General features: G+C 36.4%; 23 protein-coding genes. 18 read left to right on the top strand and 5 right to left on the bottom strand.

Annotated features, from left to right (window positions below; all coding sequences use genetic code 11):
* Positions 1-11 precede the first annotated feature (11 nt).
* From MKZ17_RS15845 to MKZ17_RS15825, 5 genes are all read left to right on the top strand, one after another.
* Entirely contained in the window at positions 12-1,943 is a 1,932-nt protein-coding gene (locus MKZ17_RS15845) for a cytochrome c oxidase subunit I (protein WP_340724700.1), read from the top strand.
* Positions 1,943-2,569 carry a cytochrome (ubi)quinol oxidase subunit III gene (locus tag MKZ17_RS15840; protein WP_340724699.1) on the top strand — a complete coding sequence of 209 codons (627 nt, stop codon included), beginning with the start codon at positions 1,943-1,945 and terminating at the stop codon, positions 2,567-2,569. Before MKZ17_RS15845 ends, MKZ17_RS15840 begins: the two co-directional genes overlap by 1 nt.
* 1 nt (position 2,570) lies before the next feature.
* The gene (locus tag MKZ17_RS15835) at positions 2,571-2,915 is read left to right on the top strand and encodes a cytochrome C oxidase subunit IV family protein (RefSeq protein WP_340724698.1); all 345 of its coding nucleotides are present in this window, start codon (positions 2,571-2,573) and stop codon (positions 2,913-2,915) included.
* 202 nt (positions 2,916-3,117) lie between these two features.
* A complete protein-coding gene (gene ctaG / locus MKZ17_RS15830; protein ID WP_340724697.1) occupies positions 3,118-4,029 on the top strand; it encodes a cytochrome c oxidase assembly factor CtaG in 912 nt (303 codons plus the stop codon).
* Positions 4,030-4,065: 36 nt separating this feature from the next.
* Entirely contained in the window at positions 4,066-4,527 is a 462-nt protein-coding gene (locus MKZ17_RS15825) for a DUF420 domain-containing protein (RefSeq protein ID WP_340724696.1), read from the top strand.
* A 143-nt stretch (positions 4,528-4,670) separates the two neighbouring features.
* Here MKZ17_RS15825 and MKZ17_RS15820 read toward each other — a convergent pair whose 3' ends face one another.
* Entirely contained in the window at positions 4,671-5,027 is a 357-nt protein-coding gene (locus tag MKZ17_RS15820; protein WP_340724695.1) for a YugN family protein, read from the bottom strand.
* Between the two features lie 149 nt (positions 5,028-5,176).
* Here MKZ17_RS15820 and MKZ17_RS15815 point away from each other — a divergent pair, with 149 nt between their 5' ends.
* The 3 genes from MKZ17_RS15815 to MKZ17_RS15805 all read left to right on the top strand — a co-directional run bounded on the left by MKZ17_RS15815 (position 5,177) and on the right by MKZ17_RS15805 (position 8,302).
* Entirely contained in the window at positions 5,177-6,223 is a 1,047-nt protein-coding gene (locus MKZ17_RS15815) for a CAP domain-containing protein (RefSeq protein ID WP_340724694.1), read from the top strand.
* Between the two features lie 72 nt (positions 6,224-6,295).
* A complete protein-coding gene (locus MKZ17_RS15810; RefSeq protein ID WP_340724693.1) occupies positions 6,296-7,762 on the top strand; it encodes a UDP-N-acetylmuramoyl-L-alanyl-D-glutamate--2,6-diaminopimelate ligase in 1,467 nt (488 codons plus the stop codon).
* A 93-nt stretch (positions 7,763-7,855) separates the two neighbouring features.
* Entirely contained in the window at positions 7,856-8,302 is a 447-nt protein-coding gene (locus tag MKZ17_RS15805) for a YlbF family regulator (RefSeq protein ID WP_340724692.1), read from the top strand.
* 68 nt (positions 8,303-8,370) lie between these two features.
* On the opposite strand, the gene MKZ17_RS15800 is transcribed toward MKZ17_RS15805, so the two are convergent.
* Positions 8,371-9,279, bottom strand: a complete 909-nt coding sequence (locus tag MKZ17_RS15800; protein WP_340724691.1) for a glycerophosphodiester phosphodiesterase family protein — start codon at positions 9,277-9,279, stop codon at positions 8,371-8,373.
* A gap of 244 nt (positions 9,280-9,523) precedes the next feature.
* Between MKZ17_RS15800 and MKZ17_RS15795 the strand changes: the two genes are divergently transcribed.
* Positions 9,524-9,796 carry a YlbG family protein gene (locus tag MKZ17_RS15795; RefSeq protein WP_340724690.1) on the top strand — a complete coding sequence of 91 codons (273 nt, stop codon included), beginning with the start codon at positions 9,524-9,526 and terminating at the stop codon, positions 9,794-9,796.
* Here MKZ17_RS15795 and MKZ17_RS15790 read toward each other — a convergent pair whose 3' ends face one another.
* The gene (locus MKZ17_RS15790) at positions 9,797-10,186 is read right to left on the bottom strand and encodes a DUF7147 family protein (protein WP_340724689.1); all 390 of its coding nucleotides are present in this window, start codon (positions 10,184-10,186) and stop codon (positions 9,797-9,799) included.
* A gap of 52 nt (positions 10,187-10,238) precedes the next feature.
* Between MKZ17_RS15790 and MKZ17_RS15785 the strand changes: the two genes are divergently transcribed.
* The 3 genes from MKZ17_RS15785 to coaD all read left to right on the top strand — a co-directional run bounded on the left by MKZ17_RS15785 (position 10,239) and on the right by coaD (position 12,787).
* Complete coding sequence (locus MKZ17_RS15785) at positions 10,239-11,654, top strand: RNA polymerase II (protein WP_340724688.1); 1,416 nt, start codon at positions 10,239-10,241, stop codon at positions 11,652-11,654.
* 82 nt (positions 11,655-11,736) lie between these two features.
* On the top strand, positions 11,737-12,312 hold the full coding sequence (gene rsmD, locus MKZ17_RS15780; protein WP_340724687.1) for a 16S rRNA (guanine(966)-N(2))-methyltransferase RsmD: 576 nt from the start codon (positions 11,737-11,739) through the stop codon (positions 12,310-12,312).
* Complete coding sequence (gene coaD / locus MKZ17_RS15775; protein ID WP_340724686.1) at positions 12,305-12,787, top strand: pantetheine-phosphate adenylyltransferase; 483 nt, start codon at positions 12,305-12,307, stop codon at positions 12,785-12,787. Before rsmD ends, coaD begins: the two co-directional genes overlap by 8 nt.
* Positions 12,788-12,891: 104 nt before the next feature.
* Here coaD and MKZ17_RS15770 read toward each other — a convergent pair whose 3' ends face one another.
* Positions 12,892-13,800, bottom strand: a complete 909-nt coding sequence (locus MKZ17_RS15770; RefSeq protein WP_340724685.1) for a hypothetical protein — start codon at positions 13,798-13,800, stop codon at positions 12,892-12,894.
* 81 nt (positions 13,801-13,881) lie between these two features.
* On the opposite strand from MKZ17_RS15770, the gene MKZ17_RS15765 reads away from it, so the two are divergent.
* Positions 13,882-14,931 (top strand): SepM family pheromone-processing serine protease, encoded by a 1,050-nt coding sequence (locus MKZ17_RS15765; protein ID WP_340724684.1) that lies wholly within the window; start codon positions 13,882-13,884, stop codon positions 14,929-14,931.
* Here MKZ17_RS15765 and MKZ17_RS15760 read toward each other — a convergent pair.
* A complete protein-coding gene (locus MKZ17_RS15760; RefSeq protein WP_340724683.1) occupies positions 14,928-16,136 on the bottom strand; it encodes a nucleotidyltransferase in 1,209 nt (402 codons plus the stop codon). The two genes, MKZ17_RS15765 and MKZ17_RS15760, sit on opposite strands and share 4 nt — an antisense overlap.
* A 186-nt stretch (positions 16,137-16,322) precedes the next feature.
* On the opposite strand from MKZ17_RS15760, the gene MKZ17_RS15755 reads away from it, so the two are divergent.
* The 5 genes from MKZ17_RS15755 to MKZ17_RS15735 all read left to right on the top strand — a co-directional run bounded on the left by MKZ17_RS15755 (position 16,323) and on the right by MKZ17_RS15735 (position 18,886).
* Positions 16,323-16,856: a YceD family protein gene (locus tag MKZ17_RS15755; RefSeq protein ID WP_340724682.1), complete on the top strand. Its 534-nt coding sequence runs from the start codon at positions 16,323-16,325 to the stop codon at positions 16,854-16,856.
* 22 nt (positions 16,857-16,878) lie between these two features.
* Positions 16,879-17,052, top strand: coding sequence for a 50S ribosomal protein L32 (gene rpmF, locus MKZ17_RS15750; RefSeq protein ID WP_008403415.1), 174 nt, complete (start codon positions 16,879-16,881; stop codon positions 17,050-17,052).
* 232 nt (positions 17,053-17,284) lie between these two features.
* Complete coding sequence (locus MKZ17_RS15745) at positions 17,285-18,052, top strand: enoyl-CoA hydratase/isomerase family protein (protein ID WP_340724681.1); 768 nt, start codon at positions 17,285-17,287, stop codon at positions 18,050-18,052.
* 98 nt (positions 18,053-18,150) lie between these two features.
* Positions 18,151-18,534, top strand: a complete 384-nt coding sequence (locus tag MKZ17_RS15740; protein ID WP_340724680.1) for a transcriptional regulator — start codon at positions 18,151-18,153, stop codon at positions 18,532-18,534.
* 139 nt (positions 18,535-18,673) lie between these two features.
* Positions 18,674-18,886 carry a biotin/lipoyl-binding carrier protein gene (locus tag MKZ17_RS15735; protein ID WP_340724679.1) on the top strand — a complete coding sequence of 71 codons (213 nt, stop codon included), beginning with the start codon at positions 18,674-18,676 and terminating at the stop codon, positions 18,884-18,886.

The raw sequence follows: 18,886 nt of genomic DNA, 5'->3' as shown, positions 1-18,886 counted from the left end.
AGGTTAAAGTTGTGAGCTCTGTTACACAGAAAAAGGGCTTTGGAGCACATGTATGGGACTACTTAACAACGGTGGATCATAAAAAAATCGCCATTTTGTATTTAGCAGCAGGTACATTGTTCTTCGCAATTGCAGGATTTGAAGCGTTACTAATGCGTATTCAATTAATGTTCCCAGAAAGTACGTTCATTTCTGCAGGCCTATTTAACGAATTATTAACAATGCACGGTACGACGATGCTATTCTTAGCCGCGACACCGATTATATTTGCCTTTATGAACGCCATTGTGCCACTTCAAATTGGAGCACGTGACGTAGCATTCCCATTTTTAAACGCACTTGGATTCTGGTTATTCTTCCTAGGTGCAGTATTCCTTCACCTTTCATTCTTCATGGGTGGAGCGCCTGATGCAGGTTGGACTTCATATGCATCATTATCTTTATATTCACCTGGACATGGGATTGACTTCTATATCCTTGGTTTACAAATTTCTGGTGCGGGTACGTTAATTTCTGGTATTAACTTCATCGTAACAATTATTACGATGCGTGCACCTGGTATGACGTTTATGCGTATGCCATTATTTACTTGGACTACTTTAGTATCGAGTTCATTAATTTTATTTGCATTCCCCCCACTTACAGGTGGTTTATTCTTAATGTTAGTTGACCGTATGTTCGGAGCAAACTTCTTCGATCATACAATGGGTGGTAATACAATTATTTGGGAGCACTTATTCTGGATCTTTGGACACCCTGAAGTATATATTTTAGTATTGCCAGCATTTGGTTTATTCTCTGAAATTATTCCAGTATTTGCTCGTAAACGTTTGTTCGGATATTCTTCAATGGTATTCGCAACAATTTTAATTGGTTTCTTAGGATTCATGGTATGGGCTCACCATATGTTTACAGTTGGTTTAGGTGCTACTGCGAACGCAATCTTCGCTGTCGCAACAATGGCGATTGCCGTTCCAACAGGTATGAAAGTGTTCAACTGGATTCTGACTATTTGGGGCGGTTCAATTAAAGTGACAGTTCCAATGCTTTATGCATTAGGTTTCATCCCGTCATTCGTTGCGGGTGGTGTAACAGGTGTCATGCAAGCAACAGCACCACTTGACTACCAATTACACGATTCTTACTTCATCGTTGCGCACTTCCACTACGTAATCGTAGGTGGTATCGTAACAGCGTTATTCGGTTCAGCGCACTTCTACTGGCCGATTATGTTTAACAGAGCGTTAAATCCGAAAATAGGGGCACTTACTTTCTGGATATTCTTTATTGGTTTCCACTTAACGTTCTTCGTACAACACTTCCTAGGTTTAATGGGTATGCCACGTCGTGTATTTACATACATGGGCGGTCAAGGTTGGGATTTCTTTAACTTTATCTCGACAGTTGGCGCATTAATGATGGGTGTTGGGGTAATTCTATTAGTAATCGACGTATTGTTATCGATCAAATCTGAGCCGGTTAACCGTCGTGATTACTGGGGAGACGGTCGTTCTCTTGAGTGGGCGATTGAAACGCCTCTACCATTCTATAACTTTAAACAAACGCCACTTGTTCGTGGCTACGATCCATATTGGATTGAAAAAGAAGAAGGTAACAAAGAAGGTATGGTATATGCTGAGCCATTAGCTGAAATTCACATGCCAAACAACTCAATTTTACCTTTAGTCATGTCAATTGGTGCTTTCATTGCTGCCTTTGGTGCTTTATATAGCCCTTGGGGAGATCAAGTTCAAGCTGGTACAGCAACAGGTGCATCACCTGCAGTATCATTAGCATTAATTATTGGTGGTTTAGGCTTAACTGTAGCATGTATGATTATCCGTTCATTCCAAGATGATTTAGGTTTCCATGTAACAGTAGCTGAAGTTGAAAAAATTGAAGCAGATTTAGCTGAATACCGTTCAAAAGGGGGTAACAAGTAATGGATATTAATCAAAAATTTACTCCACAAACTTGGCCAAAACACCCTGAACAAGCTACAATGGAGGGGAAAAACAAGTTAGTTGGACTTTGGATTTTCCTTGCATCTGATACAGTACTTTTCGCGAGTGTGTTTGCTACTTACATTGCATTAAAGGATAGTGGCCCTGCAGGGATGACATTCTTTGCAAAAGATCTTTATGAATTACCGCTTGCATTTATTATGACGATGTTATTATTAACATCTTCATTAACTTCTGTGTATGCGATGTACCATATGAAAAATTATAACTATACGGGTGTACGTACTTGGATGGCAATTACAGTGCTTCTAGGCTTAGGATTCTTAAGTTTAGAAATCTATGAGTTCCAACATTATGTACACATTGGCTTTGGCTATACACAGTCGGCGTTCTCTTCTGCCTTCTTTACGCTTGTTGGGATGCACGGGTTACACGTTATTATCGGATTAATTTGGATTACAGGTTTACTAATCCGCAATAATAAGCGTGGGTTAAACTTATACAACGCTCCGAAGTTCTTTGCAGCTTCGTTATACTGGCACTTCATCGACGTTGTATGGGTATTCATCTTTACGGTAGTATATCTGATGGGAGTGTTGGGATAATATGTCACACGAAACTCATGTAGAAGTACGTACTCCAGCTCAATATGAATATGACAAAGCACAGTCTAAAGCGCATATGCGTAAGCAAGTAGTAAACTTTGCGATTATGATTTTCTTAACATTTATTGCGTTTGCTGCTGTTGTTTCAGGCTTTGCGCCAACATTTATCATTCCAATAATTTTATTATTTGCTGGAATTCAAGTAGTATTACAACTTTATGCATTCATGCACTTAGAAGATCGTTCCACACATATGGTAGGTGTTATCGAATTCTTTATTTGGAGTGCAGCCTTCATCGCATTTACGTTCTTTGTAGCGTTCACAACGATTATTTGGTGGGGCTAATATGTAGCAAGAAGACGTCCTTGGCTTAGCTAAGGGCGTTTTATTATTGAAGTTTTAGTAAAAAATATGTTGTCTTTATCAATTTTTTAACAAATACATAAAATACATGTTTGATTTCAATCAATTGTCATAGTTCTTCCATTGAAGTTAAACAATTGGCAAATTATAATAAAATTACTGATGTTTAAAGGAGCATGGTCATATGCCAATTAGTATCTTTGGTTTTCAAGCATTATGGAGCCCTTATTTAATTGGGGTGCTGCTATTTTTAACAGTTGTCTATTTTTTAGTAACAGTTACTTGGAGAAAAGATTTTAAAGTAAGCGAACCATTAAAGAAAAGCGAAGCAGCTTTTTTTATTGTTGGGATGATTGTGCTATACATTATAAAAGGATCACCAATTGATTTACTTGGTCACATAATGTTTACAATGCACATGACACAAATGGCGTTATTGTTATTATTAGTACCTGTGTTTATTATTAAAGGAATCCCTTGGTGGGTTTGGAAAATCGTTGTAGAGGCACCTGTAATTCGAACGATATTTAAAATTTTCACAAAACCTTTAATTGCCATTGTATTATTTACAGGCTTATTTTCTGTCTATCATTTACCAGTAGTATTTGATGCAATTAAATTAGATGAAACATTCCATGGAATTTTTACAATGGTTTTATTTATTTCAGCGCTCTTTATGTATTGGCCGTTATTAAATAATGTTGAAGGACAGCATGAAATGAAAAATATGCACAAACTTGGTTATATTGCTTCTAATGCAGTATTAATCACACCTGCATGTGCATTGATTATTTTCGCATCTAGTCCTATGTACGGTACATATAGCGATAGTGATATGTGGCTGAAGGCGATGGAGCTATGTGTTCCTGCGGATACGTTATCAGGTCTTACGTTATCTGGACCTGAGCTATTTTCTTCAATGGACTTAGTTTCAGATCAGCAAGTTGGCGGGGTATTAATGAAAATTATACAGGAAATAATTTTCGGGGTTATTTTATATCGTATATTCCGTAAATGGTGGAATTCAGAACGTAAAAACCAAACTGAAATTACTGAAAACGCATTGAAAGAGTTCCAAAATCGAACACAGTATTAAAAAGTATTAGATTACTAATAGATTGGGGATTTGAAAATGGGCTTACCTATTTTACCTACAATAAGCACAACATTTATCGTAATTAGTGCTATTCTAGTAGCAATTGGTTGGGTGTTAATTGCAAAACGCAACATAGAAGCACATAGAAAAGTAATGATGGCAGCAGGCGTTTCGGCATTAATTTTCTTTATTATTTATGTTTCACGCACAGTATTTATCGGAAATACAGCCTTTGGTGGACCTGAGGATATTAAAATTTATTATACAATTTACTTGATTTTCCATATCACATTAGCAACAGTTGGGGCAGTATTTGGAATTACAAGTCTTTTATCAGGATTTAAAAATAATCTAAAATTACACCGGAAAATTGGTCCTATAACTAGTGTTATTTGGTTCTTTGTTGCTATTACAGGTGTATTAGTTTACTTATTACTTTACGTATTTTACGAAGGTGGAGAAACGACTTCTGTATTTAAGGCGATTTTAGGTTTTTAAACTGCAGTGTGAAGGTGTCTGATGAGTTAGTACTTATTAGACATCTTTATTTGTTTTTGGTAGAAGGATCCAAAGGGATTTATAGGGGGATAAAGAAAGAAGGTAAAATAAAAAAGCTGGACGATTACCAGCTTTTTAAAGGATTAAATTCCGTATGCTGAAAGCTCTTTGCGAACGTTAGTTAAAACTGTTTCGCATTCTTTTACAAGGTGTGCTGGGAACACTTCATCCGTATATTCGACACCATGTGGATAGTAATACTTACCGATAACCGGTTTATTAATGTTTAAAGTTGCATTATGAGCGCCAACATCACCAGACACGGCGTTACAGAAAACGCGTAAATAGAATCGGCCTTCACGTACATCATAGCAACGGTCAAATGCCATTCGGTCATAGTCCCATGCGCCATGACACTCTAAACCAAATTTACCCATTACTGTAGATAAAACCTCTTGGTCAACTTTAACATTTTCAAGTTGTGTGTTTTCAAAATACATCTAGTTATCCTCCTTTTGCCTATCGTACATAAGTATACGGTCAAATTTAATAATAGAACAAAATGGTAATTGTTGCAATGACAACATTGTGTCAACATGTTTACGCTTGGTATAATTATAATAATGACATTGTATGAAAGAAGGGGCTTATGAAGACGCTATTTCGAATATTAATCATTGCTACTTGTATTGGAATTGTCTATTATTATTCCAATTTGGACCCTTCTAGAACGGAATTGTTAGAAGGTCCTTCGCAAATTACACAGCCGCTGTTAGAAGTTGAACCCGAACAATTAAGTCAAAACGAACTCCCACGTCCTACTTCAGGAATTTCCAAATTCATTGGTGCATCAACGGGAGAATTATTGTCAAATTACGGAAAACCTAGAAGGGTTGATCAGTCTGCATTTGGTTATGAATGGTGGATATATATAAAAAATTACGAAGTACTAATGGTAGGGGTAGAAGGGGATATTGTGACGCAAGCATATACAAACGCGTCAAGTTTCGATGTAACCCCATATAAAATTGGGCAGTCATTAGATGATGTATATCGTATGACGATTTTTGAACAGGAAGTGACTGCTGAAATCGGTGAAAATATTTATATGTTTGCAATGAATGAAGTAGATATGCAAAACCGAATTTTAGTGAAATATGAAGATGTTTTTGCTCAACTATACATAGATATGGAAACAAGACAGTTAGATGGTGTAAGATTTATAGATGGGAAAACTTTAGTATTACATAAACCATACGAACTACAATTTATTGGTCAACTACTTGAAGCAAAAACACCTTCAAGCTATAGACAAATGGAAATTAATTGCGCGAATGGTAAGCAATTGAATGATCTTACAAATTCATATCGAAGGAAAAACAATTTACCTGTGTTGCAACAATCAACTATGTTAACGATGTTGGCAGATGATCAGAGTGAAAAGTTATTTTTAGAAAATATGGACTCGAAACCTTTGGAACCACTTCGTCCTTTATCTGAACGTTTAAATGAAATGGGTTTTGAAGCGCAATTGTTCGGTGAAAATATTGCGACAAATTACATCGATTCTATTGAGGTATTCCATGGTTGGTTGAATTCTAAGGAGCATCGGGACGTATTATTAAATGAAAGATTTACGAAGGTTGGTTCAGGGGCATTTGTAAACTACTATACGCAAGTTTATATAGATGAATAGTAATCAAAGGGAGCGCTACGCAATTGTAGCGTTTTTTTTATTGCACCATATAGTAGATTGAGGAGTGTGAACGTGCAATTAGGGGAGTTAGTAAAAGATTGGCCCTGCACAATAAAGGGCTCCATACGGACAGAAGTGTTAAGTATTGATGATAATGCCAATAAAATACAACCAGGGACAATTTTTGTAGCTAGAAAAGGTGCGAATTTTAATGGCACAAAATTTATTAATGATGCTGTAACAAGAGGAGCTTCTGCCATTGTATTGGACGACGAACTAGTCTATGATTCCTTAGAATTAACGATACCGATTATATGGGTACCAAACTGTCGTAGCTTCTTAGCTTTTGCTTCTGCGAAAATGTATGGTTTTCCATCAGAAGCCTTAAAGATAGTTGCTGTTACAGGAACGAATGGAAAAACGACCGTTACCCATTTTATTGGTCAACTGCTTAAACAATTACAACAAAATGTACTCGTTATTGGCACGAACGGAATTTTTAAAAACGGGGAAAAATGCTACGACGAGAAGGAAAAACTAACAACTTTGCAGGCAAAAGATTTGCAACTATTGTTTTATGAAGCAGTGCAAAATGATATTCCGTATGTCGTATTAGAAGCATCGTCTATTGGATTAATTCAACACCGTTTAGATTATTGTGAAGTAGCGTTAGGTGTGTTTTTAAATATTACCGAGGATCATATCGAAGAGCATGGGAGCTTTGAAAATTATAAAAGAGCAAAACAACGGCTAACTACGCTTTCGAAAAAAATCTTAATTAATAGTGATGATGCAATTTGCCGTTCAATTGGTGTTGTTTCAAAAAATAAAAAGAGTTATTTTGGTAAGGGCAATAATGTAGATTTTCATTTGCAGTTATTAGTAGAATCAGAAGGGCATTCATTATGTTGCATTCAAAAGGCTGATGAAAAGCATCTTGTAACAATGCCTGTCGTAGGAGAATATCAGTGTAGTAATGTGTTAGCGGCTATTAGTAGTGTGGCAGAGTTAGGGTTTTCGCTAGATGAGATTTGCCGAGCTGTAAGTGCATTGACGTTACCTGAAGGGCGTTATGAACAAATTCAAAATAATTTAGGGATTTCCATTTATATCGACTATGCTCACACACCGGATGCAATGAAAATGGTGTTACAAACGTTAAAAAATCAAACGAAGAAAAGGTTAATCGTTGTATTTAGCTGTGGCGGGGAGCGAGATCAAGCGAAACGTCCAAAAATGGGCCTCATTGCTTCTACTTTCGCAGATTATATTATTTTGACGACAGATAATGCCCGCGGTGAAAATCCGCAAAAAATAAATGACCAAATTAAAAAAGGATTTGTCTCGTTTCAATTATATGAAGTCATATTAAATCGTCAAAAGGCAATTGCTCAAGCTTTAAAAGTAGCGAAAAAAGGGGATATTGTGATCATTTTAGGCAAAGGTCATGAAAAAACGCAGCATATTGGTAGCACAGTTTCACATTTTTCTGATAAAGAATGTGTCCTACAGGCAATTGAACAATTAGAGACAAGTTAATTAGTGGTATGGGTAGAAATTCCAAAAATATAAAGGCGTAATTGATTTTCTTTCTTATTCTGTTATGATTAAGAGAGATTGGAGGAATTAACAATGCTCATGACTTCTGATTGGGTTTTTATTTTGGATGAGGTCGATGAATTAAGTGCGATGATCCTTTCCTCTGAGCAAGCACAAAAATTACGCCTTGCATTTAATGCGGTTTATGAGGATGCGGAATTATCTGCAACAATTAAGGCCTTTCAACGTTTAAAAGATCAATATGAGGATGTTCAACGTTTTGGAAAATATCATCCTGATTACAATACAATTATGAAAAGAATGCGGACAGAAAAGCGTCAGCTCGATATGAATGAACGGGTTGCTGCCTTAAAGGTAGCTGAAAATGACTATCAAGATTTACTTGATGAAATTAGTTTGATTATTGGTCATTCCGTTTCTGAAGCGGTAAAAGTTCCGGTTAGTAACCCATTTTTTACAAGTGGGTCTTCCTGTGGAACTGGCTGTGGTACAGGCGGCGGTTGTTCTTGTTCAGCATAAGTAAAAGAGATTACGAAATTAGTTCGTAATCTCTTTTTTTGTTATATGGATAACATAAATTTATTGTTTTATTGTGATACTTTTTTTAATAATACTTCCGCAACATCTGGACGGTTTGTAACGATCCCCATTGCACCTTGACGAATAAGTCGACTCATCGTCATTAAATCATCGATTCCTGTGTAAATCGTAGGAACATTTAAATCTCCTAAAAATTTTACGAATTTCTCTGAATCAAAGTTAAAGATACCAGATTTAAGTGGTACTACAAATAAGTCTACCTTTGGATGATATAAATGACCAAATTGGCTTGTAAATGAAGTAATCGCCTTTTTAATATCTGATTCTCCAGCACCTAGTGCAATACGATTTTGAGCATATAAATTAAAGCGGTCGATTTGTTCGCTGTATGGACTTGTTACGATAATGTGATAGTGTACATCTAATTCTTCGATTAAGCGCCATAATTTTGAAGGCATTAAGCTTCCCTCATACGTATCTGGGCTATCTTCGATCGAAAGGATAAAGAGTTTGTCGTTATATGTTTCGAATAATTCACGAAGTGTTAAAACCGTTGTAGCCTCTTCACGATATGGATTTATTTCTTCTAAGCTTTCAAAGTTATAACCGATATTTAATTGTTTTAATTCTTCTAAAGTCATGTCTTTTACATAGCCAGATCCGTTTGTTGTACGGTCTACTGTAGCATCATGGAAAGCGATAATTTCTTCATCTTTTGTCAAACGAACACTAATTGTAAATCCGTCTACACCTAATTCTTGTGCCTTGTTAAAAGCTTGTAATGAATGTTCAGGTGCTAGGCCAGCCCCTCCGTGTTGGGCAATAATAATGGGACGTTCAAATTGTAATACTTCTTTTGATTCACGTTTTTGCGGTTTAGAAATAGCTTTTGACCCTGCCCAAGCTGCAGCGCTTGCCGCGGCGATTGCTAGAGCTATTTTTGTTTTTTTACCCATAATTTCGTCCTCCTTTAACCGTACATTATTCATTTTCAAAATCAGTTTGTGTATATTGAAAAATAGAGTGTACTAGGTTGATTTTAGCATGAGGCATATTGTCACTCTACTAATTTTCATTATAACGGAAAATATAGCCCACTGTCTAAACTCTGTTGCTATCAAATTGCACATTTGGTATTCTTTTAGTGGATAAGTAAGTGAAATTTTTGAGGAAATCCACATAGGAAAAGAGGGATTTTACATGAACGAAAGACAAGGTTTAATCGTATATGTACACCAGTTGAAACATGCGAAATCGCTGCGCAAATATGGGCACGTAAATTTTATCTCAAGAAAATTAAAATATGTCGTTATTTATTGTAATCGAGATGAAATGGAATCACTAAAAAATAAAATACAACGCCTTCCATTTGTGAAAGACGTTGTAGAATCATACCGACCTTTCCTCAATACTGAATTCGAAAATGCGAAGCCAGATAAGGCGAAAGAATACGATTATAAAGTTGGACTTTAATTAGTTCATTGGTGGTATGTAATGGTTTAGTCGTAAAATACCAATTAGGTATTGATAAAACTGATTTGTTTCCGAAAAAATAGATGAGTGTTTTATTTCGAAAATATTTTCATGTTGCCCTACTTCTTGTAGTGTTTGTTTAAATATTTCGATTCGCTTCGAAGGTTTTTCATTGTTAAATGGAATCCCTTCGCGGCAAATATAAATCGGCATGAATTTGCTTTCGCCAGATGGTTTGAACGCCACTGCGAGTGAAGCGACCATGCCGCCATTATGATTGGCAGTAAAGATGAACGCGTTATGGAAACGGTGCTCATTTGATTTAATTAATTCGCATAGCTCGTAAATGTCGCCGTAGCCTTGACCTAATTCGATAAATTGTTGAATCATGATGGACACTTCCTTTCTATTCTATAGTATCATGATGCAGGAGGACAGGCACATGAAAATTGCCGTAAGTATTTTTTCGTTTTTAGCTATACTAATTGGAACGATGGTATTTGTACAGTTCCAAGTATACTCTGATGAGGTGGATTCCATCGAAAAAGGGTATCATTATTCGCAGGAAGTCGAAATTGTTTACCGAGGTGAAAGTCTGGATATTCGCCACCATTTTAAAAACTTACCTACAGAAAGTGTTTCGATTGAGTGGCCGAAAAATTCAGTAAATCCGAATTGCTTTATTGAAAATGAACATAGTTGTTCTCGCTTAAGTGAAGATTTTTCGCAGTTTAAAGAGGGGGAGACACGTGGCCAATCAATTTCATATGTCATCCCACTTGAAAAGGGCCTGCAGTCAGGTAAATTGATGAAGGATGTTTTTGCGACATTGGCTAATGGGGATGTTCAATTTTCTACGGTACATATTTCAACAGAGCGAGAAGTTGTCGGGCAATGGGTAACGGGTTTGCCGTTAATCGGGGAACAGAATTTAGCTCTAGTAAATTACACGATGTTTAGTGGTGTTGGTCCGGTAAAGGATCTTTTCTGGCAAGCTGGTGGATTTGATTTACATAAATCCACAGACGTATTATCTATATACTCAAAAACGCCATTATCATCAGCGTTTTATGAAAAATTAGCAAATGTTAATCTCTTAAGTGAAGACCATTTGGCTGTCATCAATGGAACAAATGTAGATGGTTTAGAAGGTTATCGTATGCTGTTTTTACCAAACCTTACTATCGCTCAACTTCAACAAAATGTGATTATCACTCAATTAGAGACAAATTATCAACTTGCTGATAGTCCGAATTGGATTAAACAATTAATGGCATCTTATTTGACCGGTACGGTTTTTGGTAGCGATAAAACAAAAGAGGTTGCAGCGACGATTACAGCTCAAATGACAGATAAACAACTGGAAGAGTGGAACGTGCGTTTAAAAGCACTGGAAGGTGAAAAAGTCGATGCCTTTGTTCTAGATGAACAATTATCAGATGTGCTTGGTGCATCAACTAAATATATTACAATGAATGCGCGAACAAAGGGGTCATATCCATTTTTATATAATGACCCACGCGAAATTTACGTGGATTTGCATAAGCATGAGGATATTCAAATTATTTTAAAAGATGGGGAAGTATTATACTCTGCAGATTCTTTATTAAAAGCATTAGGCTTTGATGTGAAAATTGGTGAAAACGGGTATTATGTAACAAATGAGACCCACTCATACCGATTCCCTGAAGAACCTGGGTTTTATGTATTTAATCAGCGTCGTTATAATACCGTCTCGACACCAATTACAAATGTTGCAGGACAGTACTTCATTGAAGAATCATGGTTACAGCGCTTATTTTTAGTTGAACTAACAAAATCGGAAAATCGCATCACAGTTAAAACAACACAAGAATAATTTACGGTTTAAAAAATTATAAAGCCAAATACGGATGGATATAGTATTGAGGCATAATTGAAATAGGAAGTTTGGTGAAATCATGCGCGTAGTAGCAGGAGATCGTAAAGGCATGCCGCTTAAGGCAATCGCAGGTAATACGACTCGTCCAACAACGGATAAGGTAAAAGAATCAATTTTTAATATGATTGGGCCGTTTTTTAACGGCGGTATTGCTGTTGATTTATTTGCTGGTAGCGGTGGCCTTGGTATCGAAGCATTAAGCCGCGGTGTAGCGCATGCTTTATTTATAGAGAAAGATAGCCGTGCGTTTCAAACATTACAGGAAAATATAAAAAAATGTCGTTATGAGGATGTTTCTGAATTATTCCGTACAGATGCAATGCGCGCGGTGAAGGCGTTATTAAAAAGAGATATCGTGATTGATTATTTATTTGTTGATCCACCTTATCATAAAAAAGAATATTATGATTTGGTTGAAACACTTATAAAAGGAGATAAGCTATCTGAGGATGCCATTATAATGTGCGAGCATTCAACAGAAGTAGAATTACCGAATCGGTACGGTGCTTATACTTGTGTAAGACAAGAAACGTATGGTAGTACAATTATCTCGATTTATCGTCATACAGGGGAAGAGGGAGAACCGATTGACTAACAAAATAGCAGTAGTACCAGGAAGCTTTGATCCAATAACAAAAGGACATATAGATATTATTTCACGTGCAGCAGATGTATTTGATGTCGTATATGTTGCGGTATTGAATAATTCTGCGAAGCAGCCTTTATTCACAATTGATGAACGTACGGCGTTGATTGCAGAAGTATTAAAGGATATTCCGAACATTCGCATAGAAACATCATCTGGTTTATTAATTGACTATGCACGTGAAAAGAACGCGAAAGCGATTGTTCGTGGATTGCGTGCAGTATCGGATTTCGAGTATGAAATGCAAATTACTTCAATGAACCGTGTATTAGATGAAAATATTGAGACATTTTTTATTATGTCTAAAAATCAATACTCGTTTTTAAGCTCAAGTATCGTAAAAGAAGTAGCGAAGTATGGCGGAAATGTTAGCGAGCTTGTACCAGCTGTAGTGGAGCAGGCGCTTATCACAAAGTTTAAGTAGTTAGTAGGCTACTTTCACAAAAATTGTTTTTGTTCAACTAATCAATAATAGAAAAAAGGGAGTTATGAAAGTAAAAATTACTTTTCATAGCTCCCTGTTTTGTTTTAAAGAAATAGTACATAATATAGGATCGGAATCGTTACACTATAAAGTATCCGAATCCAAATATAAGGGCGTATAGCGATATTTGCTGTTCGTGCAATAACAATTACTTGTAAATGGATACTTAAGCTTTGAGTTGTTAATAAAACGACTGTTGCAAGTATTAAAGTATTACCAACTAAACTGTTGTGCAATAAAAATAATCCATTGGTCATTTCTAAAATACCAGCAATAGCAAGGTGAAAATACTGAGGTAATGATGTAAATAATGTTTCAGAACTATGTAAAAAGACGCTATAAACCGTTGTGAAGAAAATAATCGTTGCAGCAACAATTAGAATCGTTGGAATACTATCGCGTATGCTGTTAGTAAATGGCTCCCGATCTATTGGAATAGGCTTATTAGTGGAAGCGGTTGATTTTGGTAAGTAAATGTATGAGAAAAATAATAAGCATAATGAAAAGACATGCAATAGGATCAAGTACTGCCAACTAAAAGATGTAGAGTTCATTAAGTCATTACCGATGAAGCCAAATAAAAATAATGGGCTGGGGCTGTGGCATATGCCAAGCAAATAAGCTGCCTGTTTTGAAGAAAGTGATTCTCTTTTATAAAGGTGCGCAATGGTTGCTGCCCCTGTTGGGAACCCGCCAATAGCGCTAATGCCATACGTTTTTAAGAAAACAAAAAACGACCCATTACTTGATGGACTAGCGGTTAATCGAATAAACCAATTCGTTAAGATTAAGTAAGGGAGCAAGTATGGGAATAAGGCTTCCATAAATAATGCGACACCTAAATCAGCACCTTCGTGAGCAACTTCAGGAAATACTAATAGTAATCCAATGAGAGATAGACATAATAGGATTGTCCAAATTTTGTATTCATCCTCTGCCAAAGTTTTTGTCATTCGTGAAATCAAATGCTACACTAATTTTATGCATATATTATTGGAAATAGTCTTTCAACAATTTTGGGGGCGTATATATAAATGAGTAATAAAGCAAAAGTGTTAATTTTATTAGTTTTTTTTATTTTCTTTGGACTGTCATTTTATCGTTTAGATTATTATGTGACGAAGCCTGGTGGTACATATAATGTTTCAGAGTTTATAGCTATTCAAAATGGTGATGGTGATGACGAAGGTGCTTTTTTTATGACAACAGTTGCAATGGGGCGTGCAACACCTATCTCATACGCAATGGCAAAAGTTATGGATTATTATGAAGTAATCAAAATGGAGGATGTTCGTCAAGAAGAAGAAGATGACGAAGAATATAATATCCGCCAATTAAAATACATGACAGATTCAACCTTTAACGCTACATATGTGGCCTTTAATCGTGCTGGTTTAGAGTATCAAATAACATATAAAGGATTGTATGTATTAAATGTTCTTGCAGGTGGTGCAGCAGATGGAGAGCTAAAGCCAGGTGATGAGATTGTTGAGGCAAATAACCAGCGAATCGAAAATTTAGAAATGTTCCGTGAAATTATTACCCCTAAAAAGAAAGGGGAAGAAATTCAGCTTGTTGTAAAACGTGATGATAAGTTAATCGATCGGACGTTGATAATAGATGACATACCAGGGGCTAAGGATCGTTATGGTATAGGGATTACTTATTCTGAAAGTAAATCCATTAAAACAGATCCCAAAGTGACGGTGAAAACGGAAGATATTGGCGGTCCTTCAGCTGGTATGATGTTTACTTTGGAATTATTAAATCAATTGATTGATGAGGATATTACAAAAGGGTATAAAATTGCAGGTACAGGTGAAATGTTAGAGGATGGTACTGTTGGACGCATCGGTGGGATAGATAAGAAGGTAGTGACCGCTGACAAAGAGGGAATGGAGATATTCTTTGCACCAGATGATGAAATTACAGAAGCGATGCTTGAGTATAACCCAAACATCGTCTCTAATTATGAACTTGCGAAAAAGACAGCAAAAGAGATTGATTCGAACATGAAGATTGTTCCTGTTAAGACTATAGATGATGCAATCAACTATTTACAGTCCCTTGAATCAAAGAATTAAATACGAATAGGCGGAGTTTTATAATCTTCGTCTATTTTTTTATTGGAAAACTGGGCAATACCTAGCTGATACATTTTTGTTGCTCGTAAGTCGATTGCGAGGATAGGGTCTTTGCTAACAGCTACCCGACTAATTAAAGGTAAAGAAAGTGATTTTTTAATGTCTGAAATATAGTGCTGCCCGGTTTTTGTCATACCTAAAATTCGAATGTATGTGGGCTTTGAATAGGCATGAAGCTGTTCTTTCGTAACGCCAGTATAAATATGAGTGAGCATACGTTGTAGTCTTGTCCATGTATAGCGCTTTGATTTTAGTGCATTCATAAATTCCAAATAGGTTTCACTTGTAGCAGCATGTTTTAGTAAGGAATTTTCTAACCCTTCTGAGACGTCAGCAAATAGTTTTAATTGCTCTGGTGTGTGACGGAGAATGGCATATTTTAAAAGTGGCCAAAAATTTTCCCAACATGCGAATTGACCGTGTAAAAGTTGCCATTGCTCTAACTGCTCGTGACTAGTTTTTGGTAAATAAGGTGTAATATCTGTTAAAGATTGTCCGTTAAAGATGGCTTGTCTAATGCCTGTTGCACTAGCAATTTCATTATCTGGATCAATTGCATCATGATAGCCAGCTGCTATGCGTTGAATCGTGGCAGGCTTCATCGCACATTGATACTGTGTCATCGCTTCAACATAGTGAAAGCCGAGTATATTATTTGGCTGTGCTAAATCAATGTATGAATTAGGATGAAGTTGTTTAAGCTGTTCATAGGCAACGTGCAATGCTTGTGGATAGCTTTTACCAGTTTGAATGCTTTCTTTAATAATTTTGTTATAATTATCGCGATTATTTTCGATTAAGCGATAACTATTTATAAAAGGGTCAATCGTTCCTTGCTCGCTTCCAAAAGCTAAGAAGGAACATTTCATTGCGTCAAGTATTTGAACAGCTCCTGAAGCAAATTGGGAGGCTTGTGCTGTACTGAAAATATAAGGTAATTCAATAACGACGTCGACACCGCTAGCGAGTGCCATTTTTGTTCGATGCCATTTATCGACAAGTGCTGGTTCTCCACGTTGTAAAAATTGACCGCTCATTACCGCAACAGCCACATCTGATTGTGTTGTCAGTTTGGCTTCTTTTACGTGATGTAAATGCCCATTATGAAAAGGATTGTATTCAACGATAATTCCAACAGCTTGCATAATGTCCCTCCTTACGATAGAATTAATAGTTATTGGCATAGAATTGCATTATGAATGGATTTATCTATGCAAAATAAAGAATTTAACTTGATTATAAGCATGAATTGAAACAGTGACAAGAAATTATCTTGACATCTATTTTTGTTCACTATATAATCAACAGTGTTGTCTCGAGGTGATTAACGAATGAAATGGTCAATTCATCAATTATCAAAGTTTCGAAAAGACGGAATGCCAATTGATACTTTTGTTCAGTTGGACGATATTTCATCACGAAATAAAGATATTCGAAACGTTTCACCCGTTCATGTAAAAGGGCTATGTACTTTTGGTGCATCGCAAATGACTTGTCAGCTTAATATTAGCGCTACATTGACGCTTCCATGTGCTCGCACGTGGGAAGATGTTGAGTATCCTGTGAATATCGATACAGTTGAAGTATTCAGCTGGATTGATCCAGAACAGCGCGGGGATGTTGACGGCGATATCCATTATGTTAATGGTGAAGTTGTTGACATGAAGCCAGTTCTAGAAGAATTAATTCTTTTAGAAGTACCGATGCAAGTATTCAAAGAGAATACCGAAGGACAAGTGCAGGGCGGTAAAAACTGGTCCTATTCAACGGATGAAGATGTAGAAATTGCTAAAAAAGGTGACGAACCAAAATTGGATCCAAGACTGGCTGATTTAGCTAAGTATTTTGATCAAACAGATGAATAACTATCTGTAAGGAGGTGCCATCATGGCTGTACCATTTAGAAGAACTTCTAAAACTGCAAAAAGAAAGCGTCGTACGCATTTCAAATTATCTGTACCTGGTATGGTAGCTTGCCCAAACTGTGGAGAAGCTAAATTATCTCACCGTGTTTGCAAAGCTTGCGGACAATACAAAGGTAAAGAAGTAGTAGCGAAATAATTCAGTATTTGCGCTATATAAAGGCTAGAAGAGAGACCATGGCTCTCTTCTAGTCTTTTTTATATTTATGAGATTCTTTTAGAGCGAGAGATTGTCAAATGAAAATGACTCCTTTACTATTGATATTGTGAGAATTATTTATAAATTTATTGTTATATGTAGTTAATGGGGGATGCCCGTTTTAGCTACTTATTAGAAAATTTTAGGATAACAAGAATAGGGGATGGGTTTGTTGGATTATTTAATTGATAATGCAGACGGAATTATGACTTTTACAATCAATCGTGAAGAAAAGCGTAACGCGATTAACTATGCTGTCATGGACGGCTTAAAAGAAGTTATTACATATATCAATGAGCATGACGATGTAAGATTTTTAGTCATTACTGGTGCAGGTGAGAAGTCATTTTGTTCGGGAGGAGATCTATCTGAGTTTCATTCTCTTGAAACAGAAGAAGAGGCTTTCGGGATGCTGAGTAAAATGGGAAATATTTTGTATGAACTAGCTACGTTACCTGTCCCTACAATTGCTCTAATTAACGGTACAGCAGTTGGTGGGGGATGTGAAATTGCAACTGCCTGCGATTTTCGATTAATGGCATCTCATGCGAAGGCTGGGTTTATTCAAGGTTCGCTAGCTATCACTTCTGGCTGGGGTGGAGGTACATATTTGTTTGAACGGGGATTACGTCATGATCGTGCGTTAAAAATGCTCGTAGATGCGAAACCTTATGATGCCCAAACATTATATGACATTGGTTGGGCGATGCGTGTTTATATTGAAGGAACAAAGGAACAAGCGTTAGCTGATTTTATTGAACATATGGCAAAAATTCATCCTGCTGTTCACCAAGCGTATAAAGAAATTGAACTGCGTAAATGGAGAGAGCGAAATATGTATGAGCGTGTCATGCAAGAGATTCATCTTTGTGCGAAGCTTTGGGAATCAGAAGCTCATCATGAAGCTGTCAATAACTTCTTAAATAAATCTAAAAAATAATGATGTACCGCAACTGCAAATCTATTTTGTAGTTGCTTTTTTTATTCTATTTCTAAGTTTGCTGCATATAGTAGTAAAAAAATATTAGGTGGTGCATGATGGGACAAAAAAGAAGGAAAGATCAGTGGACACTTGAGGATGATGAGAAGTTAGCAGAGATTGTCATTCAATCTGTGCAAAATGGTCGTACACAGCTTGAAGCGTTTGAGCAGGCGGCGTTGCAATTAAATCGTACGAAACAAGCTTGTGGTTTTCGTTGGAATAAAACGCTGAGAACTCAATATGGACAAGTTTTAAGTAGTGTAAAAAAACGCCCAAAACAATTGATGCGCAGTCATTTGAAGTTAGCGCTGTCGAGTTTTGAAGAACTAACGGAAGCTTATAATGATTTGGAAGTGAAGTATTCAGAGTTACAGACTGAATATGAAAAGCTTGTGAAGTGGCTACAACAAGGTATTGTTTTAGTGAAGGAAAAATCGTAAATACTACGAAACTGTACAAATTAGAGAAACATTATTATTTTTCGAGAAAATATTTGTAATTAAATTTACAGCTAGCTTACAATGAACATAGAAGCATTGCGTTTTACTACGCAAATATTTTCTACAAGGGGGCATTATGATGGCAGAAGTAAAAGCACAAATGGCAGGTACAGTTTTTGAAGTGAGTGTAAAAGAAGGGGATCATGTATCAAAAGGGCAAACATTAGTCATCTTAGAATCGATGAAAATGGAAATTGCACATGATGCAGAGAATGATGGTACTGTGTCGAAAGTATGTGTTGCTGAAGGGGATTTTGTTGAAGAAAATGATGTATTAGTAGAACTAGCATGA

The organism is Solibacillus sp. FSL R7-0682, assembly GCF_038005985.1.
Classification (GTDB): Bacteria; Bacillota; Bacilli; order Bacillales_A; family Planococcaceae; genus Solibacillus.
This window is presented reverse-complemented; position numbering and strand designations above follow the sequence as displayed.

Bases quoted from the DNA above. Each gene is read 5' to 3' on its own strand.
- MKZ17_RS15785 (WP_340724688.1), top strand. From the start codon at position 10,239: ATGAAAATTGCCGTAAGTATTTTTTCGTTTTTAGCTATACTAATTGGA.
- MKZ17_RS15840 (WP_340724699.1), top strand. From the start codon at position 1,943: ATGGATATTAATCAAAAATTTACTCCACAAACTTGGCCAAAACACCCT.
- MKZ17_RS15770 (WP_340724685.1), bottom strand. From the start codon at position 13,800: ATGACAAAAACTTTGGCAGAGGATGAATACAAAATTTGGACAATCCTA.
- MKZ17_RS15740 (WP_340724680.1), top strand. From the start codon at position 18,151: ATGGGACAAAAAAGAAGGAAAGATCAGTGGACACTTGAGGATGATGAG.
- MKZ17_RS15815 (WP_340724694.1), top strand. From the start codon at position 5,177: ATGAAGACGCTATTTCGAATATTAATCATTGCTACTTGTATTGGAATT.
- MKZ17_RS15755 (WP_340724682.1), top strand. From the start codon at position 16,323: ATGAAATGGTCAATTCATCAATTATCAAAGTTTCGAAAAGACGGAATG.
- MKZ17_RS15790 (WP_340724689.1), bottom strand. From the start codon at position 10,186: ATGATTCAACAATTTATCGAATTAGGTCAAGGCTACGGCGACATTTAC.
- MKZ17_RS15800 (WP_340724691.1), bottom strand. From the start codon at position 9,279: ATGGGTAAAAAAACAAAAATAGCTCTAGCAATCGCCGCGGCAAGCGCT.
- MKZ17_RS15805 (WP_340724692.1), top strand. From the start codon at position 7,856: ATGCTCATGACTTCTGATTGGGTTTTTATTTTGGATGAGGTCGATGAA.
- MKZ17_RS15735 (WP_340724679.1), top strand. From the start codon at position 18,674: ATGGCAGAAGTAAAAGCACAAATGGCAGGTACAGTTTTTGAAGTGAGT.
- MKZ17_RS15835 (WP_340724698.1), top strand. From the start codon at position 2,571: ATGTCACACGAAACTCATGTAGAAGTACGTACTCCAGCTCAATATGAA.
- ctaG (WP_340724697.1), top strand. From the start codon at position 3,118: ATGCCAATTAGTATCTTTGGTTTTCAAGCATTATGGAGCCCTTATTTA.
- MKZ17_RS15825 (WP_340724696.1), top strand. From the start codon at position 4,066: ATGGGCTTACCTATTTTACCTACAATAAGCACAACATTTATCGTAATT.
- rpmF (WP_008403415.1), top strand. From the start codon at position 16,879: ATGGCTGTACCATTTAGAAGAACTTCTAAAACTGCAAAAAGAAAGCGT.
- MKZ17_RS15795 (WP_340724690.1), top strand. From the start codon at position 9,524: ATGAACGAAAGACAAGGTTTAATCGTATATGTACACCAGTTGAAACAT.
- MKZ17_RS15820 (WP_340724695.1), bottom strand. From the start codon at position 5,027: ATGTATTTTGAAAACACACAACTTGAAAATGTTAAAGTTGACCAAGAG.
- rsmD (WP_340724687.1), top strand. From the start codon at position 11,737: ATGCGCGTAGTAGCAGGAGATCGTAAAGGCATGCCGCTTAAGGCAATC.
- MKZ17_RS15765 (WP_340724684.1), top strand. From the start codon at position 13,882: ATGAGTAATAAAGCAAAAGTGTTAATTTTATTAGTTTTTTTTATTTTC.
- MKZ17_RS15760 (WP_340724683.1), bottom strand. From the start codon at position 16,136: ATGCAAGCTGTTGGAATTATCGTTGAATACAATCCTTTTCATAATGGG.